This window comes from Teichococcus aerofrigidensis, assembly GCF_054073225.1.
Genome location: NZ_JBSXMU010000003.1, coordinates 80,319 through 105,699, shown reverse-complemented (window position 1 = coordinate 105,699; position 25,381 = coordinate 80,319). Strand labels below are relative to the sequence as shown.

Sequence of the window (25,381 nt, the reverse complement as noted above, 5' to 3'; positions counted from 1 at the left end):
GCCGCGGCCTCGCCGCCGTCGATCCGCCGCCAGGGCACGGCCACGTCCTGCGCGGCCGACCAGAACAGCACCGCCACCGCCACCGCGCCGCGCGGCCCGGCGGCGCAGGCGGCGGCGATGTCGGGCTCGCGAAAGGCGCCCGCCAGGCCGCCGATCATCAGGCCGAACTCGTCGAAATCGACGCTGGCCGAGACATCGACGGCGAGGCCAAGGGCCAGGTCCACGGGCTGCATGAGCTCCTCCCTCCTCATCGGGGGCGCCCCCATCGGGGACGCCATCAGGCCCGGAGACCGGCCAGGGCGCAAGGCGGGCAAAAATCGGGTCCGCACCTGAACCATCCGCGGCGAGGCCCGTTCTGCCCGCAACGGCGAGGCGTCGCGCTTTCCCCGCCGGGAAGGACGCCATCCCCGTCCTGTCCACAACCCGCGGGAGTTGACCGGTGTTCTTCGATTCCTGGACCGGACTGGCCCGCGTGCTGGTCGTCGGCACCCTGGCCTACGCGGCCCTGGTGCTGTTGCTGCGCACCTCCGGCAAGCGCACCCTGGCGAAGCTCAACGCCTTCGACCTGGTCGTCACCGTGGCGCTGGGCTCCATCCTGGCCACGGTCCTGCTGACCAAGTCGGTGGCGCTGCTGGAGGGCATCCTGGCCTTCATCCTCCTGGCGGGGCTGCAGTTCGGGGTGGCCTGGCTCTCGGTGCGCTCGCCGCGATTCGACGCGCTGGTCAAGTCCGAGCCGGTCCTGTTGCTGCACCAGGGCCGCTTCCTCGACAGGGCGCTGCGGGCCCAGCGGGTGACACGGGAGGATGTCCTGGCCGCCCTGCGCAGGCAGGGCCTGGCGCGGGCGGAGCAGGCCGCCGCCGTGGTGCTGGAGACGGAGGGCACGCTGAGCGTCGTGCCCGCCGAGCGCCTGCCGGAGGCGGAGCCCCTGCCCGGCGTGAAGCGGCCTCCGGCCAGCTGAGCGGCGGCCGGTCCGGCGCCGCCCATTGATCCCGCCCGCCGCGTCCTCATCTCGAAGGCCGTGCCGTGCCGCTTCCGGGCCCGGTCCTTCCGCGCCCCGTGGCTTTCCTTTGCCTCGGTGCCGGAAAGCTGCTCCCTTGCCCCGTACCGCCCCGGACGGCGCGCGGGGGCGGCGCATGGGGAATGGGCGGCGGGCGGCACGTGCGTGACAGCGAGGCTGAATGATGGATGGAACTGCCGGTGCTTCCGCGCCACACGTCGCACCGGGCGAGGCCAGGCTGAATCCCGCCCCGGACCACACGCCCCCCCTGCCGGGGGATGTCCACGCCCCGATCACGCGCATCATCGCCGAGGTGGCGGCGACCTTCCCGGGCGAGCGCATCAGCCTGGGCGAGATGGCCGAGGCCTTCGGCGACCGCGCCTTCGGCCTGCTGATCCTGCTGCTCTGCCTGCCCAGCCTGCTGCCCGGCATGGCCAGCGTCTTCGGCCTGCCGATGCTGATCCTGGGCGTGCAGATGGGGCTCGGGCGGCATGTGCCGGTGCTGCCCCGCTTCCTGGCCGACCGCACGGTGAAGCGGACCGACCTGCTGCGCCTCGCCTCGGCCTCGGGCAAGGGGCTGCGGCTGGTCGAGAAGGTGGTGCGGCCGCGGCCGGGCTGGTTCACCGGCCCGGCGGGAGACCGGCTGGTCGGCTGGTCCACCGCGCTCGCCGCCCTGATGCTGATCCTGCCCGGCCCCGGCACCAACGGGCCGCCCGCCTTCGGCACCATCGTCATGGCACTGGGCGTGGTGGAGCAGGACAACCGGGTGGTCGGGCTGGGGCTGGGGCTGACCCTGGCGGGCTGCCTCTTCGCCCTCTGCGTGCTGGGCGCGCTCGCCTGGTTCGGCGTTCGCGCGCTGGGGCTGATGCTCTGAGGCTCCGAGAGACCGGCCCCGGGAACGGTCCGGGGCCACCGGGCATGGCTTTGCGGCAGGCCTGGGCCTGGCTATCATCGCCTTCTCAACCGGAAGCTGATGATGCGCCGAGGATTGATCGCCCTCTCCCTGCTGATCCTGGCCGGCTGCGCGGCATCAGGGCCGTTGACCCCGGCACAGCGCGCCGAACTCGCCACCTGGCATGGTGCGGTGGTGCGCAAGCTGAACGAGAAGCGCTACTACCCACGGGACCCGGACCGGAACCCGATGCTGGTGCCGGAGGGGCGGGTGCTGGTGAAATTCAGCGTCCACCGTGACGGGCGCCTCTATACGCCGAGGGTGGTGGAGGGGTCCGGCAGCCCGCTGCTCGATGCCGCCGCCCTCACCACCGTCCTGAACACCAGCCCGCTGCCGCCGCCGCCGGGCTTCGCGCTGGAGGGCGGGGACCACCTCTCCCTGCAGGTGCCGATCGTCTACAGGACGCCCCGCTTCGGCGGCTGAGGCCACCTCCCGTTCCACCCCCGGCCTCACCTCCGGCCCTACCCCTGGCCGATGCCGCTCAGCCCGAACAGCGCGCCGCCCGCCAGCAGCCAGAGCGGATGCAGCCGCGTGGTCAGCGCCGCCAGGGCCACCGCACCGGTCACGGCGCCCAGCGCCCAGTCCCGCACCGAGGCCTCGGTGATCAGCACGGCGCTGGCCGCCACGAGCCCCGCCGTCATCGGCGCCAGACCGGCCTGCGCGACCTTGCGCCAGGGGCGGTCGCGGAAGCGGTCCCACACCCCCAGCACCAGGGCGGTGACCAGGGAGGAAGGGCCGAACTTGGCCAGGGTGGCGACCAGCAGGCCGGGCCAGCCCGCCACCTGCCAGCCGACCAGCGTCACCACCATCATGTTCGGCCCCGGCGCCGCCTGGGCCAGGGCGAAGAGGGCGGTGAAGTCGCGCGCCGACATCCAGCCGTGCACCTCCACCACCTGCCGCTGCATCTCGGGCAGAATGGTGTTGCCGCCGCCGAAGGCCAGCAGCGAGAGCTGGGTGAAGATCAGGGCCAGGGCGAGGAGCGTGCCGGTCATGCCGCGCGCCCCGCCCACCAGGTGGCCAGGATGCCGAGCGGCGCCAGCACCAGGATGGTCGGCAGCAGCGGCAGGCGCAGCACCGCGATGGCCAGGAAGAACAGCCCCGCGATGACCATGGGCACCGCCCTGCCCCAGATCGGTCGGGCGATCTTCACCGCCGTGGCGATCAGCAGCCCCGCGGCGGCGGCGGCGAGGCCGGCGAAGAGATGGCGCAGCGTCGGGTGGTCCTGGAAGCGGGCATAGAGGCTGCCCAGGCCGATGACGATGGCGCTGGGCGCCAGGATCAGCCCCAGCAGCGCCACCACCGCCCCCCGCGCGCCCTGGAAGCGGAGCCCCACGGCGACCGACATGTTGATGATGTTGCCGCCGGGCAGGAACTGGCAGAGGCCGAGCAGGTCGGTGAACCCGGCCTCGCTGAGCCAGCGCCGCCGCTCCACCATCATGGCCCGCGCCATGGGCAGGACGCCGCCGAAGCCGGTCAGCCCGAGCAGCAGGAAGCCCGTGAACAGCTCCGACAGGCCCGGCCGGCGCAATCCGGCATCCTGCATCGCGTATCCCCCCGATCGCCTCGCCGCGGCCAGGATCGCCGCACCGGCGCCGCGCGCAAGGGGCGAAGCGCGCGGGTCAGGCCTCTCCGCCCGGCGTGGCCCCGCCGCCGGGTACCCAGAGCACGTCGCCCCCCGCGTTCAGGGTGCGCGACAGCACGAAGAGATGATCCGACAGGCGGTTGAGGTAGCGGATGGCGACGGGGTTCACCGCCTCGGCGGCGGCCAGGGCGACGGCGGCGCGCTCGGCCCGGCGGGCCAGCGTCCGCGCCAGATGCGCGTGCGCCGCGGCCGGGGTGCCGCCGGGCAGCACGAAGGAGCGCAGCGGCGGCAGCCCGGCATTCATCGCCGCCAGCTCGGCCTCCAGCCGGGCACACTGGGCATCCGTCACCCGCAGCCGCGGCCGCTCCGCCGCCTCGCCGCCGCCGGGCACGCAGAGATCGGCGCCGAGATCGAAGAGATCGTTCTGGATGCGGGCCAGCATGGCGTCCGGCCCGCCCTCCGTGTGCAGGCGGAGCAGGCCGATCGCCGCATTGGCCTCGTCCACCGTGCCGATCGCCTCGATTCGCGCCGAATCCTTGGCCACGCGGCTGCCGTCGCCGAGCGAGGTCTGGCCGCCATCGCCGCCGCGCGTGGTGATCACATCCAGCCGCACCATCCCCGCCTCCCTTGCCGCCGCGCGTTCAGAGGACCAGCACCCCCTGGTGCTTGGCCTTCATCTCCGGCTCCACATGGATGGTGATGATGGCGGCGCCAAGCTCGGATTTCAGCGCCGCCTCCACCCGGTCGCAGATCTCGTGCGCCTCGGCCACCCGCATCTCGCCGGGGACGACGAGATGGAACTCGACGAAGGTGGTGCGGCCGGAATGGCGGGTGCGCAGGTCATGCGCCTCGATCGCCCCCATCGCCTCGCGCGAGACCAGCTCGCGGATCCGGTTCAGCAGGCCCGGCTCCACCGCCTCGTCCATCAGCCCGCCGACGCTCTCGCGCAGCAGGCGGAAGCCCGAGACGAGGATGTTCAGCGCCGTCAGCGCCGCCAGCAGCGGGTCCAGCCAGAGCAGGCCGGTGGCGGCCACCGCGCCGACGCCGAGGATCACCCCGCCCGAGGTCACCACATCGGCCAGCAGGTGCCGCGCATCGGCCAGCAGGGCGGGCGAGCGCATCTCGCGCCCGGCGCGGAACAGCACCCGCGACCAGGCGGCGTTGATCACCGTGGCCAGGGCGGAGATCGCCAGACCGATCCCGACCTGCTCCGGCGCGCGGGGGTTCCACCAGGCGCCCCAGGCCTCGTTCAGGATCAGCAGGGCGGCGACGACGATCAGCACCCCCTCCAGCACGGCGGAGAAATACTCCGCCTTGGCATGGCCGTAGGGATGGTTCGCATCGGGCGGCTGGGCGGAGAGGGTGACGGCGACCAGCGCCGCGCCCGCCGCCGCCACGTTGACGATGGATTCCAGCGCATCGGCCAGCAGGGCGACGCTGCCCGTCAGCCACCAGGCGAGGCCCTTCAGGCCCAGGACGCCAAGGCCCACGATCACGCTGCCCGCCGCGAGCCTCACCGCCCGGTCCATGCCATCCTTCTCCCGCCGCGCTCCGGCGCCTTCCGACGCGAATGTCCCCGGCCCGGGCGATCCCCCCGGCCGGCGTCCCGCTCTAGGCCACGGGGCCGCCGGAGAGGCAACCGGAAATTCGGAGATTCCTGCGCCGCGTCAGAGGGATGGCCGCAGCCGCGCCGACAGGATCAAGCCCCGGCTTCATTCTGGGGAAGCCGGGTCTCCGGGCATCAGACCGAGAAGTATTTCGCGCGCGGATGGTGCAGCACGATGGCGCTGGTCGACTGCTCCGGGTGCAACTGCCACTCGTCGCTGATCGAGACGCCGATGCGCTCCGCCTCCAGCAGCCGCAGCAGCGGCGCCTGGTCCTCGAGCCGCGGGCAGGCCGGGTAGCCGAAGGAATAGCGCCCGCCGCGATAGGACTGCGCCAGCATCTTCTCCATGTCGCGGTCGTCCTCCCCGGCATAGCCGAGCTCGGCGCGGATGCGCTTGTGGACGTATTCGGCCATGGCCTCCGCCATCTCCACCGACAGGCCGTGCAGGTAGAGATAGTCCTGGTAGCGATTGCCCTCGAACCAGTCGCGGGCGATGTCGCTGGCCTTCTGGCCGACGGTGACGACCTGCAGGCCAATCACGTCGCGCGCCTCCGGCCCGTCGCCGATGTCGCGGATGAAGTCGGCGATGCACTCGCCATCCTGCTTCGGCTGGCGCGGCAGGGTGAAGCGGCAGGCCTCGGTGACGCCGTCCTCCTCGAACAGGATGACGTCATTGCCCTGCCCAGCGCATTTCCAGTAGCCGTAGATGGCCTGGGGGGCGAGGATCCTCTCCTGCTCCGCCAGCGCCAGCATGCGCTTCAGCACCGGCCGCAATTCCTGCTTCGCCCAGCCGATGAAGTCGTCGAGCGAGCGGCCCTGCTTCCGGAAGCCCCACTGGAACTGGTACAGGCTGCGCTCGTTGATGAAGGGCACGATGGCGCGGGGGTCGGCCTGCAGGACGCGGCTGCCCCAGAAGGGCGGCCGGGGCACCGCCTCGTCGGCGGTCATGCGGCGGCGGCGCTCCTCGGCATAGGCGAGATCGACGGGGGCGAAGCCGCGCGGGTCGGCCTGCCCCAGCACCCGCGCCGTGTTCCTCGACTTGCCGGCCCGCTTCTGCTGCAGCGAGGCGAGATAGGCGTCGAAGTCGCTGCCCATCACGCGGTCCATCAGGTGCAGCCCGTCGAAGGCGTCGCGCGCATAGGCGACGCGGCCGCCGGGGCTCTCGCCCACCGCATAGGCGCGCACGCAGTCGTCCTCGACGAAGTTGCGGGTCAGCGCGGCGCCGCCCAGCAGAACGGGCAGGTCGAGCCCCTGCCGCGCCATCTCCTCGAGGTTCTCCTTCATCACCACGGTGGACTTCACCAGCAGGCCGGACATGCCGATGGCATGCGCCCGGTGCGCGCGCACCGCGGCGACCATGTCGTTCAGCGGCACCTTGATGCCGAGGTTGACCACCTTGTAGCCGTTGTTGGTCAGAATGATGTCGACCAGGTTCTTGCCGATGTCGTGCACGTCGCCCTTCACCGTGGCGAGGACGATGGTGCCCTTCTCCTGCCCCTCGATCTTCTCCATGTGCGGCTCGAGGTAGGCGACAGCCGCCTTCATGGTTTCCGCGCTCTGCAGCACGAAGGGCAGCTGCATCTTGCCGGAGCCGAACAGCTCGCCCACCACCTTCATGCCGTCGAGCAGGATGGTGTTGATGATGTCGAGCGGCTTGATGCCGCGGGCCAGGGCGTCGGCCAGCTCCTCGTCCAGCCCCTTGCGGTCGCCGTCGATGATGCGGTCCTTCAGCCGGCCCTCGACCGTCTCGGCCTTCACCTTCTTGGCGGCATCCGCCGCCTTGCGGCCGGCGAAGATCTCGAGCAGCTTCTGCAGCGGGTCGTAGCCCTCGGCGCGGCGGTCGAAGATCAGGTCCTCGGCGACCTTCACCTCCTCCGGCGGGATGCCGTGCAGCGGCTTGATCTTGCTGACATGCACGATGGCGCCCGTCATGCCCGCCTTCACCGCGTGGTCGAGGAAGACGCTGTTCAGCACATGCCGCGCCGCCGGGTTCAGGCCGAAGGAGATGTTCGACAGGCCGAGGATGATCTGGATGTCGGGGAACTTCTCGCGGATCAGGCGGATGCCCTCCAGCGTCCATTGCCCGAGCTTGCGGTCGTCCTCGTTGCCGGTCGCGATGGTGAAGGTCAGCGGATCGATCAGCAGGTCGCTCTGCGGCAGGCCATGCCTGTTACAGGCGAAATCCACCAGGCGCTCGGCGATGCGCAGCTTGTCCTCCGGCGTCTTCGCCATGCCCACCTCGTCGATGGTGAGCGCGATGACGGCGGCGCCGAACTTCCTGGCCAGCACCAGCCGGTCGGTGGCGTGACCCTCGCCATCCTCGAAGTTGATCGAGTTGATGATCGGCTTGCCGCCATGCAGCTTCAGCGCGCTCTCGATCACCGGCGTCTCAGTGGAATCGATCACCAGCGGCGCGTTGACGCTGCCGGTGAAGCGGCGGACCACCTCGTCCATCTCGGCGCGCTCGTCGCGGCCGACGAAGGCGGTGCAGATGTCGAGCGAGTTGGAGCCCTCGGCCACCTGCTCGCGGCCGATCGAGACGCAGGCATCCCAGTCATGCGCCGCCTGCCGCTCGCGCCACGCCTTCGAGCCATTGGCGTTGCAGCGCTCGCCGATGGAGAAATAGGCGTTCTCCTGGCGCAGCGTCGTCGCGCCGTAGAGGCTGGCGACGGCGGGCACCCAGTGGACGCTGCGCCGCACCGGCGCGGGGCGGAAGCGGCCGCCATCGACCCGCCGCAGCATGGCGTCCAGCGCCTGGATATGCGGGATGGAGGTGCCGCAGCAGCCGCCCACCAGGTTGACGCCGTCCTCGCTGACGAAACGCTCCATCCACACCGCCATCTCCTCGGCGGCGAGCGGGTAGTGCGTCCGGCCATCGACCAGTTCGGGCAGGCCGGCATTGGGCTGCACCGAGATCAGGCCGGGCCAGTTCTGCGACAGGTAGCGGACGTGCTCGGCCATCTCCTGCGGCCCGGTCGCGCAGTTCAGCCCGATCAGCGGCACGTCGAGCGCCTGCACCACCGTGGTCGCGGCGGCGATGTCGCTGCCCACCAGCAGCGTGCCGGTGGTCTCGACCGTCACCTGCACGAAGACGGGGATCTCGCTGCCCGCCTCGCGCCTGGCGATCTTCGCGGCGTTGACGGCGGCCTTGATGAACAGCGTGTCCTGGTTGGTCTCGGTCAGCAGCGCGTCGGCGCCGCCGGCGATCAGGCCGCGGCACTGCTCGGTGAGCGCCGCCTCCAGCGTGTCGTAGTCGATATGGCCGAGGGAGGGCAGCTTGGTGCCCGGGCCGATGTCGCCGATCACCCAGCGGTCGCGGCCATCGGCGAAGCTCTCCGCCGCCTCGCGCGCCAGCTCGACCGAGAGCCTGTTGATCTCGAAGGCGCGGGCGCCGAGCTCGAACTCCTCCAGCGTGATGGGCGAGCCGCCGAAGGAGTTGGTCAGCACCATGTCGGAGCCGGCCTCGTAGTAGCCGCGATGGATGTCGCGCACGAGGTCGGGGCGCGAGAGGTTCAGCACCTCGGTGCAGTTCTCCTTGCCCCAGTAGTCCTTCTCGACATCGAGGGTCAGCGCCTGCACGCGCGAGCCCATGCCGCCGTCACACAGCAGGACGCGGTCGCGCAGGGCTTGGAGCAGGGGCGGACGGGCCATGGGCAGGGCCTTCCTTCAGAGTGTCAGGGTGGATTCGGAGAGGGCGGCGAGCGGAACGGCGAGGCGGCGCGCCGGCCAGATGCGGACCTGGAGGCCGTCCGGCCCCGGCAGGGTGGTGGCCGGCAGGGGCGCGCAGCCGGCAGCGCCGAGCCAGCCCGCCATGCCGGCATCGTCGAAGCCGGGCCAGAGATGCGCCATGCCGGCGAGCAGCTCGCCCCGGCCGTGCGGCGCCAGGTCGATGACCAGCAGCAGGCCGCCGGGGCGCAGCAGCCGCGCCGCCTCGGCCAGCGCCGCCGCCGGGTCCTCGGCATAATGCAGCACCATCTGCAGCGTGGCGGCGTCGAAGCCGGCATCGGGCAGCGGCAGGCGGTACATGTCGGCCAGCCGGACGGAGGCATTGCCGATGCCGCGCTCGGCCAGGCGGGCGCGGGCCAGCGCCAGCATGTCGCGGCTGGCATCGAGGCCGAGCACCGCCCGGGCGCGCGGCGCCGTCACCTCCAGCAGGCGTCCCGTGCCGGTGCCGATATCGGCCAGCCGGTCGAGCCGCTCCGGCAGCAGCCGCAGCAGCGCCGCCTCGATCGCCGCGGCGGGCAGGCCGAGCGCGCGCATCTCGTCCCAGTCGGCGCCATCGCGGCGGAAGGCCTCCGAGGCCTCGCGGGCGCGCTCGGCGGCGATGCGGGCGCTGGCGCGGCGGTCGGCGGCGATGGTCGGGTCATCCTCCGGCAGCCGGGCCAGGATCTGCCGGGCAAGGTCGGCCTCGGGCGCCAGCTGGACATAGACATTGGCGCCCTCGGGCAGCCGCTCCAGCAGCCCGGCCTCGACCAGCAGCTTCAGGTGGCGGGACAGGCGGGGCTGGGACTGGCCGAGGATGGCGCACAGCTCGGACACGCAGAAGGCGCCGCGGGCGCAGAGGGCCAGCAGGCGCAGGCGGGTCGGTTCGGCGGCGGCGCGCAGTTGCGCCAGCAGGGGCTCCATGGGCTGCGGATGACATAAAGATATCCTTATGTCCAGCCTCATGGCGCGCCGTCCCGCTGGCCCGAGGCCTGGAAGGCGGGGATTGGACCCGCCCCCGCCAGGCGCCGCATCACCCGCGCGCGAGGTTCCAGAAGACCGGGAAGCCGTCCAGCATGCCCGTCAGCTCCTTGCGGTGCGCGGTGGCGTAGAAATACTGGCCGAGCGGGATGTAGGGCACATCCTGGAAGGCGTGGAGCTGCAATTCGCCGGCGATGCGCTGCTGGCTGGCGAGGTCCGCCAGCGCACCGTCTCCCGCAGGCCCACCACGCGCGGGGAGGCGGCGAGCTGCCGCGACAGGATCTCGGCGGCGCCGGGCCGGCCGAGCGGAACAGAAGCGACGTAGCGCGCGGCGATGCCGGGCGGCAGGCCGACGGGCCGCGCCAGCTCCTCGAGCCAGCGGGTCTCCTCCACCGGGTCGCGCGCGCGGTCCCACAGCGCCTCGACATGCACGGAGCCGACCACGCCCTGCCCCTCCATGTCGGCGCGCAGCTCGGCGAGGCCGTAGTCGCGCCGCAGGTAGGCGACGTCGCCGAGCGCCGCGACGCCCGCGCCGGTGATCCAGGGATGCCGGCCGAGCGACAGATCCCAGAGATGGTGGTGGGCGTCGATGATCGGGCCGGAATAGGACATGGCTGGAAGGGAGCGGTGCCGGTTGCGGAGGGCATCATGGCACCGGGCCCCGGGCCTGTCTCCCCCGGGACGCCATGCGCCGGCCGGGCGTGGGGGGCCGATGAGGACGGTCACGCCCGGGCTTGCCGTGCGGTTCCCCGCATCCCCATCTTGCGCGCCATGGCCTGGTCCCTCGATGCCCGCATCCCCGTCCGCCTGCTGGACGTGCCCGACGCGCCGCCGGGCGCCGTGGTGCTGGCCGAGGATGGCGCCGGCCTGCCGCCGGCCCCCGCGCGGGTCGAGCCTTTCGCCGCGCCGGTGCTGGCCGCCGCCGCCCACCCTGCGGGTTGCCTGTGCTGCCAGCCGCGCAGCTCCGTGGCCCTGGCGCTCGACCGTCTCTTCCAGGCGCGGCTGCGCGGCCAGCTTCCCTGGTTCGACGGTGTCGTCGCCGTGACCCGCAGCGCCGCCGGGCGTGCCGCCATCCTGGCCGCGCTGGAACAGGACAGCGTGACCACCGCCCGCTTCCGGCTGGCGGCCGGGCCCTGATCGGGTCAGGCTGCGTGGCATGACACGCGCCCTCCGCTGGCTGGCCTGGAGCCTGTGCGGCCTCGCCCTGCTGCTGGCCGCCGCCATCCTGCTGCTCGGGCGGGTCGATCTCGCCCCGCTGGCCGCGCGCTGGGCCACGGCCCGGCTCGGCCGCCCGGTCAGCGTGGCGGCGCTGCATGTCAGCCCCGGCCACTGGGTGACGCTGCGGCTGGAGGGGCTGCGGCTGGCCAATCTTCCCGGCGGCAGCCGCCCCGAGATGCTGGCGCTCGACGGGCTGACGGCCGAGGTCGAGGCGCTCTCCCTCCTTGGCGGCGCGCCGCGGCTGCGGCGGCTGGAGGCCGAGGGGCTGCGGCTGATCCTCGAGCGCGAGGCCGGCGGCCGCAAGAACTGGAAGTTCGGCGAGGCGGAGAACGCCACCGCCGCCGACGCCACCGATACGGGCCGCGCCGGCTTCCCGACGCTGCTCGATGCCCGGCTGCGCGATATCGCCATCACCTTCCGCACCAGCGGCGGCGCCCTGCTGCGCACCGAGCTGGACGCCGTGGCGCTCGCCGCCGCCGATGCCGCCGCGCCCGTCCGCCTCACCGCCGAGGGGCGCTACAACGACGTGCCGGTGGCGCTGGAGGGCGACCTCGCCTCCTTCGACGCCCTGCGCGACACGGCGGCCCCCTTCCCCGCGGCGCTGCGGCTGCGGGCGGGGGAGGAGACCTGGCTGCGCTTCCAGGGCGGCATGACCGACCCGCTGAACCTGGACGGCGCCGAGGGGGCGCTCAGCCTGGAGGCGCCGGCGCTGGACACGCTGCTCCGCATCGCCGGGCTGGAGGCGGCCGAGAAGGGCGCCCCGGCGCTGCGGCTGGCCGGCAACCTCCTGCACCAGGGCGCGCTCTGGCGGCTCGACGGCATCACTGGCGCGCTGGGCGAGGCGGCGATCGCGGGGCGCCGCCTGGTCCTGCGGGAAGGGGCCGACGGCCAGGCGGACGCCATCGAGGCGGCGCTGGATTTCGGCCATCTCGACCTCGACGCCCTGCTCGACCGCCGGCACAGCGGCGGCACGGCGGCGGACCTGACCCTGGCGGTGGACCAGGCACCCGATACCGTGGTGCGGGCCGAGCTGACGGCCGAGCGGCTCGATTTCGGCGCCCTCCGCGCCACCGAGGCGCGGCTCGCCGCCGCGCTGGCGCCGGGGCGGATCACGGTGGAGCAGCTCGCCCTCACCTATCTCGGCGGCCGCATCACCACCGAGGGCGTGGTCGAGACCGGCCATATCCAGGCCGGCACCGAGGCCAGCGGCCTGCAGATCGAGGCGGTGCGCCGCGCCCTCGGCCTCGGCGCCCTGCCGCTCTCGGGCCGTGTGGACGGGCGCTTCGCCGTGCAGGCACGCGGCCGCACGCTGAAGGCGGCGGCGAGCACGGCCCACGCCTCGGCGGTGATCGCCATGCGGGGCGGGCAGGTGCAGCGGCGGCTGCTGGAGATCGCCTCGCTCGACCTGCGCAGCCTGTTCCGCGCCGCCGAGGGCGGCAGCCCGATCGCCTGCCTGATCGCCGTGGTGGACCTCCGTGGCGGCGAGGCCACGGTGGCGCCGCTGCGGCTCCGCGCCCGCGAGGGCACCATCGCCGGCAATGGCAGCATCGACCTGCGGCGGCGGCAGATGGACATGATCATCGGCAGCCAGCGCGACACCACCGGCAGCCTGGCGCTCGACATCCCGGTGCGGGTCAGCGGCAGCATCGACGATCCGCAGATCCGCCCCGCCCGCTGGTCCGCCGAGGGGCGCGCCCTGCTGGCGGCGCCCGACGTGGTGAACCGCCTGCTGCCGGAGCTGCGCCCCTTCGCGCGGCGCAACCCCTGCCTGACGCCGCGCTAGAGCAGATCCCGATCCGGTGGAACCAACGGATCGGGTGAAGATGCTCGCAAAAACAAACGCTCCAGGGCGCGCCCCGCCTCCCCTGGCGCCTTCCCCGGCCGGGCTCCGGCGCCTCAGCAGAAATGCGCGCCGCGCGTCTCCACCGGCACCATGTAGAGCGACTGGCCGGCGGTCATGAACAGCCGGTTGCGCCGGGTGCCGCCGAAGCAGAGGTTGGCGCAGATCTCGGGCAGCCTGATCAGCCCGATGCGCTGCCCGTCGGGGGCGAAGACATGCACCCCGTCATAGCCGTCCCCCACCCAGCCGGCGCCGACCCAAAGGTTGCCGCTCTCGTCGCAGCGGATGCCGTCCGCCATGCCGGTGCGGCCGTCCATCTCCATGGAGCAGAAGGTGCGGGGGTCGCGCAGGCCGGTGCCGTCCACCCCGAAGGCCCAGACGATGCTCTTCGCCTCCGGGTAGTGCGACAGGCCGGTATCGGCCACGTAGAGGGTCCGGTAGTCCGGGCTGAAGCAGAGGCCGTTCGGCTTGTAGGGCGCGTCCGTGACCTTGGCGACCGCGCCGCTGGCGGGGTCGATGCGGTAGACCGCCTCCTTGATCAGCGGGCGCGGCGAGGTCGCCGCCTCGGGCAGGCGGTTGCCCTCGTAGTCCATCAGCGCGCCATAGCCGGGATCGGTGAACCAGATGCCGCCATCGGCCGGATGCACCACCACGTCGTTCGGCGCGTTGAACGGCCCGTCCGGCCCGCGCGCGGCGAGCACGGTGAGCCCGCCCTCGGGCTCGTAGCGCACCACGTCGCGGTGGAAATGCCGGCAGGCGATCTGCCGCCCCTCGCGGTCGAAGGTGTTGCCGTTGGAGTAGCCGGAGGGGCTGCGGAAGCGGCGGGAGACGTGCAGATCCTCCTCGGTCAGCCGCAGGCATTCGTCGTTCGGGATGTCGGACCAGACCAGGAAGCGGCCGGTGGCGTGCCAGGCCGGACCCTCGGCCCAGCCCATGCCGGTCCAGACACGGCGGATGGCGCTGTTGCCGAGCCGCGCGGTGAAGCGCTTCGGGTCCAGCGCCACGATGTCGGCGTCGGGGTAGCGCATGGGGGGCGCGCCCCGCCCGTAGTCGCGCGGCGAAGCCTGCTGCGCGACGGCCGGATGGATCAGGGCGGCGGCGGGGGCGGCGGCGGCGGTGCCGAGCAGCAGGCGGCGGGACAGATCGCGGGACAGATGCGACATTCTTTCGGTTCTCCCTGCGGCCGGGCTCTTCCGGCCCGGCGCGGCGGGAGAATGGCACGGGCGCCGCGCCCTGCCTGCCCTCCCGGGCGGGCGGCGCGGCGCCCGTCGGGAAAGTGATGGCGCGCCGGCCTATTGCGCCGGCACCGCCTCCTGCCGCGGCGCGATCCAGGAGGCATCCGCCGGCAGCCGGTCGATCTCGGCCCGCTGGCGCGGCAGGGCGCCGGGATGCTGCGCCTGCAGCCAGCCGATCATCTGCTCCCGCACCTCGCAGCGCAGATCGAAGGCGCGGCCGGCGGAGCTGGCGCTGGCCAGCATGCGCACCTCCATGGTGGCCGGCTTGAAGTCCGTCACCTGCAGCACGACCACCCGGCCGTCCCAGTTGCGCGAGGCGCGGACGATCTCCTCCAGCCGCCGCCGCATGGCCTCCAGCGGTGCCGTGTAGTCGGTGTAGAGGAAGACCGTGCCGATCAGCGAGGAATTCTCGCGCGTCCAGTTCTGGAACGGCTTCTCGATGAAGTAGCTGAGCGGCAGCACCATCCGCCGCCAGTCCCACAGCCGCACCACGACATAGGTGCTGGTGATCTCCTCGACATTGCCCCACTCGCCCTCGACGATCACCGCGTCCTCCAGCCGGATCGGCTGGGTGACGGCGAGCTGGATGCCGGCGATCAGGTTCTTCAGCAGCGGCTGCAGCGCGAGGCCGACCACCAGGCCGGCGGCGCCGGCCGAGGCGAGCAGCGAGACGCCATACTGCCGCACCCCGTCGAAGGTCATCAGCGCCGCCGCGGCGGTGACGGTGACGATCAGGATGGCGGCGATGCGCTGCAGGATGCGCGACTGCGTGGTGTGCTTGCGCGCCAGCAGGTTGTCCTCGGAATCGAGCTTGAAGCGGCGCAGATAGACGGTGGTCCAGATGTGCAGCGCCGTCCGCGCCACCCAGCCCACCAGGCAGATGAAGCAGATCGCCAGGACGTGGCGCATGATGCTGGCCTGGGCCCCGTCGAGCGGCGCGATGCTGGCGCCGATGGACAGGGCGGGGATGATGAGCGCCAGGCGCGTCGGCCCCTCGGTGCGCGCCACCAGGGAACGCCAGAACAGGTCCCGCTCCCGCACCAGCCGGGTGATGAGGCGGTAGAGCACGCGGTGCGCCAGCAGCGCCAGCAGCACCGTGACGGCCAGGACGCCCAGGCTCACCAGCCAGTCGGGCGCCCAGCCCAGCGAGGCCACGACCTCGCGCGCGGTGGTGTCGATATCCTCGATCAACGGCCGCTCCTTCTCGGTCTCCCCTTTGAATGCGCTGCAGCACGAGGCGTTTCCACCCCGGCTGACAGGTCTGTGAAGGCCGGAAGGTCAGTCTTTGTCAGGGAAGCGTCTTGTCGCCGGGGCCCAAGCTGCGCTGCATATGCAGCACGTCGAGCCAGCGGCCGAACTTCCAGCCCGCCCCCCGCAGCATGCCGACTTGGCGGAAGCCGAGCGAGAGATGCAGGCCGATGGAGCCGACATTCTCCGAATCGGCGATCACCGCCACCATCTGCCGGAAGCCGGCCCGCTCGGCCCGCTCCAGCAGGGCGGCGACCAGCGTCTTGCCGAGGCCCTGGCCGTGCACGTCGTGCCGCACATGGATCGAATCCTGCGCCGTGTAGCGGTAGGTGGGCGCCTCGCCGAGCGGGGTGAAGTGGCAATAGCCCAGCACCTCCCCCTGCTCCTCGGCCACCAGCCAGGCGCAGCCGCTCTCCTGCACCCGCGCCAGCCGCGCCGCCATCTCCTCCGGGGTGGGCGGCACCTCCTCGAAGGTGCCGGTGCCGGTCAGCACATGATGCGCGTAGATGGCGGTGATGGCCGGCAGATCGGCGGGGGTGGCGTCGCGCAAGGGCATCCCGGCTCTCCTATCGCGGGGCCGCGGGCCGGCCCTCTCCCCCTCAGGGGTTAGTCGGGCCCCGCCCCGCCCGCAAGGGCGGGGGAGGCGGGCCGCCCTTCAACGCGCGTTCAGCAGGGCCGGGACATGCAGCAGCACCACCTCATTGTCGTCGGCCCGCGCCAGGTGGCGGCCGGCGCTGAACGGCAGATTGTTGTCATTGGCCAGGATGATGTGCTCGGCATCCACCATCGCCACGTTCTCGATGGTGAAGAAGGGGAAGGCGAAGCGCTCCGCCGCCGCGTCGGCGGCGCGGTCGCCGCGCTGCCGGGCCAGCCCCTCGGGGTCGCGGATGTCGAGCAGGTCGATATGGGCCAGCTTCTTCACGAAACCTTCGGCATCCGGCGCGCCGAGATCGACCAGCGTGACGCGCTTGACCCGCGCCGGATCGGGGAAGCAGCGCGGCGGGGTGCCGGGATGGCCCGCCTGCCCTCCCGCCTGCCCTCCCGCCGGGGGACAGGCCAGCGAGGCATCGCCCTCGCCATTGTCGCGCTCGATGACCAGGGCGCGGCGCTCGTCGATGAAGTTGAAATCGCCGATCGCCGTGGCGCCCTCGGTCAGGCGCAGCTTCAGGCTGCGGCCGGTCCAGTCGCCCTTCGCCGTGTCGAATTCCATCATGCGCAGGAAGGCGCCCTCGGCCCGGTCGGTGCCGGCGACGAAGAGCGGCTGCTCCAGCAGCGCCCAGAGGCGGCCGCCATCCGGCGTCATCGCCATGCCCTCATAGCCGCCGGAGCGGCGGACGCGGAAGGCGGTGCCGGCCACCGGGGTGGCGCCGGTGGCCAGCGCCGGGTGGTCGGGGCTGCGCAGCACCTCGCCGTCCAGCCTCGTCTCGACCACGCGGCGGACGCGGCCGGCGGCATCGACCTGCAGCAGGAAGGGGCCGAACTCCTCGCCGATCCAGAAGCCGCTCCCGTCCGGGATGGGCTGGATGCTCTCCGGGTCGAAATCGGCGCCGGTCAGGTAGCGCGCCTCGGTGCCCTCATGGGCGATGCGGAAGGGCACGCGGCGGTCGGGGTCGGAGAGGAAGACGGTCCGCTCCACCGCCACCTGGCCGGTGGCGAAGTCCGGGCGGATCTTGCGGAAGGCCAGCAGCGCGTCGCCGCTGTTGCGCTTGTTGCCGAAGCCGTTGTCGGTCAGCACCCAGTAGGCGCCGGGCTCGCCGGCCACCGGCTTGATGCCGGAGAAGCCCTGCACCGGCTGGCCGATGAAGGGCAGGCTGATCCCGGTGGGGCGGCCGGTGGGCGCGGGGCCGGTGGTGCCGGGCAGGCTGCCCGGCCGGTCCTGCCGCGCGGCGGCGGTGAACTTGCCGGAGATCAGCGCGTCCCGCGGCGCGTCGGCCGGCGGCAGTTCCAGGGTGAGGGCCGGCAGGATGGCATGGCCGGCGAGCCGGGCCTCGACCTTGCGGTCCGGGGCCTGGGCCTGGGCGGAGGTGGCGAGGCCGATCAGGGCCGTCGCGGCGAGCAGCAGCGCGCGCATGGGGCGAATCTCCAGCGGGGTCGATGGAGGCCGCTGTTAGGCGCGCGCGATTGCAGGCGTTTGACGCTTTCGTGACCAGCCAGTGACGGCGCGGGCCCGGCCCTTATCCCGAACTGGCTCAGCCGCGCGCCACGGTATCGGCCATCCGCGCGCCGCGCCGGCCGAGGCGCTCGTCCGGCCCGGTCGTGGTGTCGCGCGCCGTCTGGTGCTCCATCTCGGCGTTCAGCTCGGCGCCCACCAGCACGACGATGGCGGAGAGCCAGATCCAGGTCATGAAGCCGATCACGGCGCCGAGGGAGCCGTAGGTCGCGTCGTAGTTGCCGAAGCGGCTGACATAGAGCGAGAAGCCGGCGGAGATCGCCACCCAGCCGAGGGCCGCGAAGGCACCCCCCCAGCTCACCCAGCGCCACCGCGCGCGCTCCCGGCTCGGCCCGAAGCGGTAGAGCACGGCCAGCAGACCGGTGATGACCAGCAGCAGGATCGGCCAGCGCGACAGGCGCAGGATCCACTCGGTGGTGCTTTCCAGCCCGACGAAGGCCAGCACGATGGGCAGCACCACCACGGCGGTCATGGCCAGCATGATGAAGAACAGCGCGCCCAGGGTGAAGCAGAGGGTCATCACCGTCAGCCGGACGAAGCTGCGCTTCTCCTTCTCCTCGTAGACCACGTTCAGCGCGTCGAACATCGCCTTGGTGCCCTGGTTCGAGCTCCAGAGCGCGATCAGCAGGCCGAGGATGGCGCTGAAGCCCAGCGAGGTGGCGCCCCCGGAGGTCAGGCGGCTCAGCTGCTCGTCCAGGATCCGCATGCCGCCCTCGGGGATCAGCCCGCTCAGCATGCTGAGGTGCTGCGAGACGGTCAGCGGGTCGGCGAAGAGGCCGTAGATCGAGACCAGGGCGGTCAGCGCCGGGAAGATCGAGAGCAGGGCGTAGAAGGTGATGCCCGCCGCCTCGGTCATCAGCCGGTCCTCGTTCGCCTGCAGGATCGTGCGCTTGAGGATGCTCCACCAGCCGCGCGCCGGAATCTCGGTCGGGCGGTTGGCCCGCATGCCGCCGCCGGGGGCCAGCCGCCGCGGCGCCTCGCGGGCGCTGCGGCCTTCCTTGATCGCTTCCAGCGCGGCGCGCATCTGGTCCGGATCGGTCGAGTTCAGCATCGGCGTGGGTCCTGGGGGCGGTTGGAACGCTCGGAGGGTTCACCTCAGCAACGATGCAGGCGGGCCAGGGTTCCGTTCAAGGTTGCGTTGCAGCGAAGGCGGCGCGCCCCGACCCCGGGGCCTCAGCCGGCCGTCCCGCCCAGATTGGCCCCGCTCAGATTGGCCCCGCCCAGGTCGACCCCGCTCAGGCCGCGCCGGGCCCGCCCGTGCTGGTCGAAATTCGACTCCTCCAGCCAGGCGGCGATGGCGTCGCGCCGGGCCGGCCACTCCTCCTCCAGGATGGAGAACCAGGCGGTGTCGCGCCGCCGCCCCTTGACCACCAGATGCGCCCGGTGCTCGCCCTCGGGCACGAAGCCGAGGCGCGCGGCGGCGCGGCGCGAGGGAGCGTTCAGCGCGTTGCATTTCCAGACCAGGCGGCGGTAGCCGAGGTCGTCCATGGCGTGGCGCATCAGCAGGAACATCGCCTCGGTGGCGGCCCGCGTCCGCTGCATGCGCGGCGAGAACCAGATGTTGCCCAGCTCGATGGCGGCATGGGCGGGCTGGATCTCCATCAGCGTCAGCCAGCCCTGGGCGCGGCCCGAGAGGTGCGGCCGCACCGCCCAGGCGATCGGGTCGTGCGTGGTGCAGAAGCCGCCCAGGAACGTCCGGAAGGGGCCGAAATCCGCGAAGGGGCCGTAGCCCAGATAGGCCCAGCTGTCGTCGGCGCCCCGCACCGCCTCCCACAGCTCCTCCGCGTGGCGCAGGCCGAGCGGCTCCAGCGTGACGCTGGCGCCGCGATGCGGCACGCGGGCAGGCAGGGGCCGGGGCGTGGGGTCCACCGCCGGCCCGAGCGGCGGCGGCCCGACCGCAGGCGATGGGGGGGTTGCGTCGCGGGGTGTGGCGTTCGGGGGCGTGCTCATGATAGGCGAAGGCTCACCGCAACCGCTTCCGCTTGCAAGCCGTGCTTTGGCCCTGCCCTCGCCTTCCGGCCCAAGGCTCCCCTGAGACTTGCCCGGCGCAACGAAAAGGCCATGTCTCCGCCGATGAACGCCGAAACCCGACCCGCCCTCAAATCCGCCCATGCCGCCTATTTCACCGAGACGGTGGAAAGCGTGCACCACTGGACCGACCGGCTGTTCAGCTTCCGCTGCACGCGCAACCCGGCCCTGCGCTTCACCGCCGGGCAGTTCGTCATGATCGGGCTGGTGGTCGACGGCAAGCCGCTGGTGCGCGCCTATTCCGTGGCCTCGCCGCCCTATGACGAGGGGCTCGAATTCCTGTCGATCAAGGTGCAGGACGGCCCGCTGACCAGCCGGCTGCAGCACATCCGCCCGGGCGACGAGATCCTGGTCGGCCGGAAGTCGGTCGGCACGCTGGTCACCGACGCGCTGCTGCCGGGCCGGACGCTGTGGCTCTATGGCACCGGCACCGGCCTCGCGCCCTTCCTGTCGCTGATCCGGGAGCCGGAGGTCTATGACCGGTTCGAGCGGGTGGTGCTGCTGCACGGGGTGCGGCAGGTGAAGGAACTGGCCTATGCGGCGATGATCGAGGCCCTGCCGCGGGACGAGATGCTGGGCGAGCTGGTCGGGGACAAGCTGCTCTACTACCCGACCGTGACGCGGGAGCCCTTCCGCAACCAGGGCCGCGTCACCGACCTGATCCGCTCCGGCAAGCTGTTCAGCGACCTCGGCCTGCCGCGCTTCACGCCGGAGAGCGACCGCATCATGCTCTGCGGCAGCCCGGAGATGCTGGCCGAGACCAAGGATCTGCTGGAGGGCATGGGCTTCGAGGAAGGCGCCAACAGCCGTCCCGGCCATTACGTGATCGAGAAGGCCTTCGTGGAGAAGTAAGGGCGGGCAGGCGGCGCCGTCAGGGCCCCGCCCGCCGCAACCGGGGCTCTGCGGCCACCGGGTTGGCCACCGGGCCGGCCACCGGGCCCGGCCGCCGCCCGGCCGGCGCGCTCACGATGACGAGGCAGAGGACCACGAGGCCCACCCCCAGCCAGCCGAGGGGCGGCATCCGTTCGCCGACGACGAGCACGGCGAGCCCGGCGGCCACCACCGGCTCGAACAGCGTGATCGTCGTCGCCGTGCTGGCGGCGATCCGCGCGAGCCCGTAGCCGAAGCAGAGATAGCCGAGGAACATCGGCACCGTCGCCATGTAGGCGCCGACCGCGGCGTTGCTCCAGGAGGCGAGGAAGGGCGCGCCGGTCGCGAGCAGCACCGGCAGCAGAAGCAGGCTGCCGGCGCCGAAGGTCGCGCCCATGGCCGCCATCGAGGGCACGCCGTTCCGCATCAGCCGGCGCGCCGTCCAGGAGTACATCGCGTAGGTCAGCCCCGCGATAAGACCCAGCAGGATGCCCGCGACCGGGGAGGCGCCGCCCGGCATCGGGCGCCCGGTCGCCTCCGCCAGGCTCATCAGCAGCATGCCCGCGAGCCCGAGGGCCGCGCCGGTCAGCCAGCGCCTCGTGAGCCTGAGGCCCTCCATCCGGTATTCGATCAGGGCGGCGAGAAGCGGCGCCGAGCCGATGGAGATGACGGTACCGATCGTGACACCCGCCATGCGCATGGAGGCATAGAAGGCCAGCGGATAGACCGCCACGGAGGCGGCGCCCAGGGCGAGGTCGCGCCAGTGCCGCGCGAGGAGGGTCCGCGCCCTGGCGATGCCCGCGCCCGCGACCGCGGCCTGCAGAAGACCGCCGATGCCCATGGCCGCCGCCCCGATCGCGGCGGCGGAGACGCCCGGCGCGAAGGTCGCCGCCGTGCCCGTCGTTCCCCACAGGACCGCCGCGACGAGGATCGCGAGGGCGCCGGACAGGGGTTTTCCCGGGCCGCTCACAGGGCCTTCCCCGGTTCCGCCGCCATGGCTTTCGCCCCGGCGGGCAGGCATCCGTTCCCGTCGAGGCCGGCCCGCGCGCTGAGGTTCAGGGCCAATCCGTATTGCCTCCGTGGAGTGGGTGGACCGGACCACCTAATGCCGGCGCCGGGGACGCCGCAAGCGCCCTGCTGCCCCCGCCGCCCTGGTTTCGCCGCCTTTGAGAGACATTTGGTTTCCCATCGTATGAGACGGGTCATGGCGCCTCCCCTATCCTCCGGACCGCAGGCAGGCCCTTGGCCTGCCGGGAAGCCAGGAAAGGAAGAGGCGATGCGTCGACTGTTGATGCTGGGTGTGGGCGTCCTCGGGCTGGGGCTTTCGGGCCTGGCTGCCGCCCAGCCCGCGCCGCCGGCCCCGCCGGCCGGTGGCCCCGCCGCCGAGGCGCCGCAGCGCCCGGATCGCGGCCCGATGGGCGGACCCATGGGTGGCCCCATGGGCGGATCGGGCGACCGGGTGGAAGGCCCGCGCCCGCCGCGCGGCCCGCACATGATGCACGGCATGCATCGCCCGCCGCCGCCCCCGCCGGGCTCCAGCTTCTCCTTCCGCCGCGGCGACACGGCGGTGCGCGTCCACTGCTCGGACAAGGAGCCGCTGCAGGCCTGCGTCAACGCGGCCAACACGCTCTTCGACAAGTTCAACGCGACCCCGCGTTGAGCCGGGCGGAGCCCGGCGCCGCCGCCGGGCTCCGGCCTTCCCGCCCGCCATCCGAGGGGGGTGCGCCGCCGGCGCGGCGTCCCTACCTTTCCCCGGCAACCGCCAGGGATGACACGCCATGACCGCGCCGATGAACCGCCGCTACCTGCTCGCCAGCCGGCCCGAGGGGCGGCCGAAGGCCTCCGACCTCCGCCTCGACACCCAGCCCATCCCGGAGCCCGCCCAGGGCGAGGTCCTGCTGGAAACCCTCTACCTCTCGCTCGATCCCTATATGCGCGGCCGGATGAGCGCCGCGAAATCCTATGCCGCCCCGGTCGAGATCGGCGCCGTGATGGAAGGCGGCACCGTCTCCCGCGTGCTGCGCTCGCGCAACCCGGACTTCACCGAGGGGGAGGTCGTGCTGTCGCATTCCGGCTGGCAGAGCCACGCGCTCTCGGACGGGCGCGGGCTGCGCAGGCTGGACCCGGCCGAGGCCCCCGTCTCCACCGCGCTCGGCGTGCTGGGCATGCCGGGCTTCACCGCCTGGGCCGGGCTGCTGAACATCGGCCGGCCCAGGGCCGGGGAGACGGTGGTGGTGGCGGCGGCCAGCGGGCCGGTGGGCTCGGCGGTGGGGCAGATCGCCCGCCTCCAGGGCGCGCGCGCCGTCGGCATCGCCGGGGGCGCGGCGAAATGCGCCTTCATCCGGGAGGAACTGGGCTTCGACGCCGCGATCGACCATCGCGCGCCCGATTTCCCGGCGCAGCTCGCCGCCGCCTGCCCGGAGGGCGTGGATGTCTATTTCGAGAATGTCGGCGGCGCCGTGTGGGACGCGGTCTTCCCGCTGTTCAACGAGTTCGCCCGCATTCCGGTCTGCGGCCTGATCGCGCAGTACAACAGCACGGGCGAGTTCCCCGGCCCGGACCGGCTGCCGGTGCTGATGCGCCAGGTGCTGTCCCGCAGCCTCACCATCCGCGGCTTCATCCAGAGGGAATTCGCGAAGCAGATGCCGGAATTCCGCCAGCAGATGGCCGGCTGGATCCGCGAGGGGAAGGTGCGCTACCGCGAGGATGTGGTGGAGGGGCTGGAGGCGGCGCCGGAGGCCTTCATCGGCCTGCTGGAGGGGAAGAACTTCGGCAAGCTGCTGGTGCGCGTGGCACCGGAGTGAGGGCTGGCGCGGGCCGGCATCGATGGCCATCCCGGGTCAACCGGAAGCGGCGGCCATGCGTTCGGCATCCGGATACCCCCTGGGAGAATGCCGATGCGCCAGATGACCCTGTCCGAGCTGTCGAAGTCGATGCGCAGCATCGACTTCTGCATGCTTTCGACCCACGCCGCGAGCGGCGACATCGCCAGCCGGCCGATGAGCAACAACGGCGATGTCGAATACGAGGGCGATTCGTACTTCTTCACCCTGGAGACGACGCACACGGTCGAGGATATCGAGCGTGACCCGAAGGTCGCCCTCTCCTTCACCGGCAGCAAGGGCATGCTCGGGCAGCGGCCGCTCTTCATCGCGGTCGAGGGGAAGGCCGAGCTGATCCGGGACAAGGGCGCCTTCGAGGCCCATTGGACCAAGGAGCTGGACCGCTGGTTCGAGCAGGGTATCGAGACGCCGGGCCTCCTGATCGTCAAGGTCCATGCCACCCGCATCACCTACTGGGACGGCACGGAGGAGGGCGAGGTCACCCTTTGACGGCCAGGGCTTCTGACAGCCAGGCTTCCCGGGCGGGGGCCGCGCCCGCCCCCCCCCCCCCCCCGGCCCCGCCTCAGCCCTTAAAGGCGGGGAAGGAGGAGGGCGAGAGCTGCTCGATGTCGCGCCCGGCCCAGTCGCGCGACTTCATGCCCGCCCACATCGCCTCGGCGCCCTTCTGCACCGCGCGCCCGAGTTCCACCGGATCGTAGCCCGGCACCACCTGGTCCTGCATCACCACGCGGCCGTCGATGATGGAGGTCTCCAGATCCTCGGCGGTGGCCGAGAAGACGATGTTGCGGATCGGGTCGCGCAGCGGCGTCATGAACAGCGACTCGCCGCCCCAGATCAGCAGGTCGGCCTTGGCGCCGGGCGCGATGCGGCCGAGGTCGTCGCGGCCGAGCGCCCTGGCGCCGTTCAGGGTCGCGGCGTTGAACACGTCCGCTGCCGTGGCGACCTGGGTGCGCCGGTCGACGATCTTGCTGACCACCGAGGTCCAGCGCATCGCCTCGATCATGCTCTGCGGGCAGGTGTCGGTCGCGATGGTCATGTTGACGCCGCGCGCCTGGTAGCGGGCGAAGCTCTCCATGGCGATGCCGCGCCGCGCGAACACCCACACCGCATGCGCGACATTGGCGCCCGTGTCGGCCAGGATGCCGATATCGTCGGCCTGGTAGTTGGCCCAGCTGCTCTCGCCCGGAATGATGCAATGGCCGAGGATGCAGCGCTCGGACAGGAAGTCGATCCTCTGCAGCCACTCGATCGGCGTGCAGCCATGGCGGCGCGTCATCTCGTGGAACTCGGGCACCGACTGGCTGACATGCAGCGCCAGCGGCACGCCCATGGCCTTCGACGCCTCGGCCGAGCGGCGCAGCAGCGCCTCGGAGCAGGTGTCGATCTGCATCGGCGTCAGGAAGCCCTTGATGCGGCCGCCCTCGCGCCCGTCCACGCGCTCGATGAAGTCGATCGCGGCATCCATGGCGCCGACGCCGTCATCCTCGGTCCACTCGTAATCCACGGTGCGGCCGTTGTTGGTGTACCACCGGCCGGAGCGGTAGCCCTGGCCGATATAGGCGCGGATGCCGCAGCGCGCCGCGTGCTCGGCCACCACGTCGCCATGCCGGCCGATCTCCATGATGGTCGTCGTGCCGGTGCGCAGCAGCTCGGGCATGGAATAGGCGATGCAGGCGCGGCGCGCCTCCTCGGTGATGGCGCCATCGCGCGCCGAGAGGAACTCGAACAGGCCAGAGAGGTAGAACTGCCGCGGGCCGCGATCCTCGACGAAGCTCTTGTCGAGCGGGCTCTCCGACAGATGCGCATGGGTGTTGATGAAGCCGGGCGTCACCACCTTGCCGGCGGCGTCGATGGTCTGGTCCACGGTCCCGTCGAAGTCGCGGCCGACATGCAGGATCTTGTCGTCCTCGACCACCACCACCCCGTCCTTCAGATGGCGGTGCCCGCCGTCCTGGTAGGCGATGATGTGCGAGGCGCGGATCAGCGTGCGGGCCATCGGGCATTCTCCATCTGGGCGGAAAGGGAAGCCTTTCCCAGCCGCGGGGCAGGGTCAATCGGGGGCGCCGCGTTTCACCGCTTTCCCGGGCCGCGGGATGCGGGCACGGCCTG

At 72.3% G+C, this 25,381-nt stretch carries 24 protein-coding genes and 1 pseudogene; 9 read left to right on the top strand and 16 right to left on the bottom strand.

The window, feature by feature from the left end; translation table 11 throughout:
- Positions 1 to 233: DUF1194 domain-containing protein (locus tag ACVMLK_RS02100; protein WP_457485475.1), on the bottom strand; the 233-nt coding region annotated here is incomplete at its 3' end.
- Between the two features lie 206 nt (positions 234 to 439).
- On the opposite strand from ACVMLK_RS02100, the gene ACVMLK_RS02095 reads away from it, so the two are divergent.
- The 3 genes from ACVMLK_RS02095 to ACVMLK_RS02085 all read left to right on the top strand — a co-directional run bounded on the left by ACVMLK_RS02095 (position 440) and on the right by ACVMLK_RS02085 (position 2,372).
- Positions 440 to 958: a DUF421 domain-containing protein gene (locus ACVMLK_RS02095; RefSeq protein ID WP_457485474.1), complete on the top strand. Its 519-nt coding sequence runs from the start codon at positions 440 to 442 to the stop codon at positions 956 to 958.
- Positions 959 to 1,178: 220 nt separating this feature from the next.
- Positions 1,179 to 1,871, top strand: coding sequence for an exopolysaccharide biosynthesis protein (locus ACVMLK_RS02090; RefSeq protein ID WP_457485473.1), 693 nt, complete (start codon positions 1,179 to 1,181; stop codon positions 1,869 to 1,871).
- A 102-nt stretch (positions 1,872 to 1,973) separates the two neighbouring features.
- Positions 1,974 to 2,372, top strand: coding sequence for an energy transducer TonB family protein (locus tag ACVMLK_RS02085; RefSeq protein ID WP_457485472.1), 399 nt, complete (start codon positions 1,974 to 1,976; stop codon positions 2,370 to 2,372).
- Positions 2,373 to 2,410: 38 nt separating this feature from the next.
- Here the strand turns inward: ACVMLK_RS02085 and ACVMLK_RS02080 are convergent, their stop codons facing one another.
- From ACVMLK_RS02080 to ACVMLK_RS02050, 7 genes and pseudogenes are all read right to left on the bottom strand, one after another.
- Positions 2,411 to 2,941, bottom strand: a complete 531-nt coding sequence (locus ACVMLK_RS02080) for a chromate transporter (RefSeq protein ID WP_198365069.1) — start codon at positions 2,939 to 2,941, stop codon at positions 2,411 to 2,413.
- The gene (locus tag ACVMLK_RS02075) at positions 2,938 to 3,492 is read right to left on the bottom strand and encodes a chromate transporter (RefSeq protein ID WP_457485471.1); all 555 of its coding nucleotides are present in this window, start codon (positions 3,490 to 3,492) and stop codon (positions 2,938 to 2,940) included. Before ACVMLK_RS02075 ends, ACVMLK_RS02080 begins: the two co-directional genes overlap by 4 nt.
- A 76-nt stretch (positions 3,493 to 3,568) precedes the next feature.
- Positions 3,569 to 4,147 carry a cob(I)yrinic acid a,c-diamide adenosyltransferase gene (locus ACVMLK_RS02070; RefSeq protein ID WP_457485470.1) on the bottom strand — a complete coding sequence of 193 codons (579 nt, stop codon included), beginning with the start codon at positions 4,145 to 4,147 and terminating at the stop codon, positions 3,569 to 3,571.
- Between the two features lie 25 nt (positions 4,148 to 4,172).
- Positions 4,173 to 5,060 (bottom strand): cation diffusion facilitator family transporter, encoded by an 888-nt coding sequence (locus ACVMLK_RS02065; protein ID WP_457485469.1) that lies wholly within the window; start codon positions 5,058 to 5,060, stop codon positions 4,173 to 4,175.
- 212 nt (positions 5,061 to 5,272) lie between these two features.
- Complete coding sequence (gene metH, locus ACVMLK_RS02060) at positions 5,273 to 8,788, bottom strand: methionine synthase (RefSeq protein WP_457485468.1); 3,516 nt, start codon at positions 8,786 to 8,788, stop codon at positions 5,273 to 5,275.
- A 15-nt stretch (positions 8,789 to 8,803) separates the two neighbouring features.
- Positions 8,804 to 9,763 (bottom strand): ArsR/SmtB family transcription factor, encoded by a 960-nt coding sequence (locus ACVMLK_RS02055; protein ID WP_457485467.1) that lies wholly within the window; start codon positions 9,761 to 9,763, stop codon positions 8,804 to 8,806.
- Positions 9,764 to 9,872: 109 nt separating this feature from the next.
- Positions 9,873 to 10,037 (bottom strand): annotated as a pseudogene (locus ACVMLK_RS02050) (ABC transporter substrate-binding protein); the annotation flags it as partial.
- A gap of 554 nt (positions 10,038 to 10,591) precedes the next feature.
- Here ACVMLK_RS02050 and ACVMLK_RS02045 point away from each other — a divergent pair.
- On the top strand, positions 10,592 to 10,957 hold the full coding sequence (locus ACVMLK_RS02045; RefSeq protein WP_198365063.1) for a hypothetical protein: 366 nt from the start codon (positions 10,592 to 10,594) through the stop codon (positions 10,955 to 10,957).
- Positions 10,958 to 10,976: 19 nt separating this feature from the next.
- A complete protein-coding gene (locus ACVMLK_RS02040; RefSeq protein ID WP_457485466.1) occupies positions 10,977 to 12,821 on the top strand; it encodes an AsmA family protein in 1,845 nt (614 codons plus the stop codon).
- 113 nt (positions 12,822 to 12,934) lie between these two features.
- On the opposite strand, the gene ACVMLK_RS02035 is transcribed toward ACVMLK_RS02040, so the two are convergent.
- The 6 genes from ACVMLK_RS02035 to ACVMLK_RS02010 form a co-directional block, all read right to left on the bottom strand.
- Complete coding sequence (locus tag ACVMLK_RS02035; RefSeq protein ID WP_457485465.1) at positions 12,935 to 14,041, bottom strand: SMP-30/gluconolactonase/LRE family protein; 1,107 nt, start codon at positions 14,039 to 14,041, stop codon at positions 12,935 to 12,937.
- A 129-nt stretch (positions 14,042 to 14,170) separates the two neighbouring features.
- Positions 14,171 to 15,304 carry a mechanosensitive ion channel family protein gene (locus ACVMLK_RS02030; RefSeq protein WP_198365060.1) on the bottom strand — a complete coding sequence of 378 codons (1,134 nt, stop codon included), beginning with the start codon at positions 15,302 to 15,304 and terminating at the stop codon, positions 14,171 to 14,173.
- A gap of 97 nt (positions 15,305 to 15,401) precedes the next feature.
- Positions 15,402 to 15,917 carry a GNAT family N-acetyltransferase gene (locus ACVMLK_RS02025; protein WP_198365059.1) on the bottom strand — a complete coding sequence of 172 codons (516 nt, stop codon included), beginning with the start codon at positions 15,915 to 15,917 and terminating at the stop codon, positions 15,402 to 15,404.
- 99 nt (positions 15,918 to 16,016) lie between these two features.
- On the bottom strand, positions 16,017 to 17,432 hold the full coding sequence (locus ACVMLK_RS02020; RefSeq protein WP_457485464.1) for an esterase-like activity of phytase family protein: 1,416 nt from the start codon (positions 17,430 to 17,432) through the stop codon (positions 16,017 to 16,019).
- 118 nt (positions 17,433 to 17,550) lie between these two features.
- Positions 17,551 to 18,582 (bottom strand): YihY/virulence factor BrkB family protein, encoded by a 1,032-nt coding sequence (locus ACVMLK_RS02015; protein WP_457485463.1) that lies wholly within the window; start codon positions 18,580 to 18,582, stop codon positions 17,551 to 17,553.
- Between the two features lie 122 nt (positions 18,583 to 18,704).
- Positions 18,705 to 19,367, bottom strand: coding sequence for a GNAT family N-acetyltransferase (locus tag ACVMLK_RS02010; protein ID WP_457485462.1), 663 nt, complete (start codon positions 19,365 to 19,367; stop codon positions 18,705 to 18,707).
- Positions 19,368 to 19,604: 237 nt separating this feature from the next.
- On the opposite strand from ACVMLK_RS02010, the gene ACVMLK_RS02005 reads away from it, so the two are divergent.
- The gene (locus tag ACVMLK_RS02005; RefSeq protein ID WP_457485461.1) at positions 19,605 to 20,411 is read left to right on the top strand and encodes a ferredoxin--NADP reductase; all 807 of its coding nucleotides are present in this window, start codon (positions 19,605 to 19,607) and stop codon (positions 20,409 to 20,411) included.
- A gap of 19 nt (positions 20,412 to 20,430) precedes the next feature.
- On the opposite strand, the gene ACVMLK_RS02000 is transcribed toward ACVMLK_RS02005, so the two are convergent.
- Positions 20,431 to 21,399, bottom strand: a complete 969-nt coding sequence (locus ACVMLK_RS02000; protein ID WP_457485460.1) for a DMT family transporter — start codon at positions 21,397 to 21,399, stop codon at positions 20,431 to 20,433.
- 306 nt (positions 21,400 to 21,705) lie between these two features.
- On the opposite strand from ACVMLK_RS02000, the gene ACVMLK_RS01995 reads away from it, so the two are divergent.
- The 3 genes from ACVMLK_RS01995 to ACVMLK_RS01985 all read left to right on the top strand — a co-directional run bounded on the left by ACVMLK_RS01995 (position 21,706) and on the right by ACVMLK_RS01985 (position 23,761).
- The gene (locus ACVMLK_RS01995) at positions 21,706 to 22,089 is read left to right on the top strand and encodes a hypothetical protein (protein WP_457485459.1); all 384 of its coding nucleotides are present in this window, start codon (positions 21,706 to 21,708) and stop codon (positions 22,087 to 22,089) included.
- 118 nt (positions 22,090 to 22,207) lie between these two features.
- Positions 22,208 to 23,233, top strand: coding sequence for an NADP-dependent oxidoreductase (locus ACVMLK_RS01990; RefSeq protein ID WP_457485458.1), 1,026 nt, complete (start codon positions 22,208 to 22,210; stop codon positions 23,231 to 23,233).
- 93 nt (positions 23,234 to 23,326) lie between these two features.
- On the top strand, positions 23,327 to 23,761 hold the full coding sequence (locus tag ACVMLK_RS01985; RefSeq protein ID WP_422922417.1) for a pyridoxamine 5'-phosphate oxidase family protein: 435 nt from the start codon (positions 23,327 to 23,329) through the stop codon (positions 23,759 to 23,761).
- A 73-nt stretch (positions 23,762 to 23,834) separates the two neighbouring features.
- On the opposite strand, the gene ACVMLK_RS01980 is transcribed toward ACVMLK_RS01985, so the two are convergent.
- Positions 23,835 to 25,268, bottom strand: a complete 1,434-nt coding sequence (locus ACVMLK_RS01980) for a chlorohydrolase family protein (protein WP_457485457.1) — start codon at positions 25,266 to 25,268, stop codon at positions 23,835 to 23,837.
- Positions 25,269 to 25,381 lie beyond the last annotated feature (113 nt).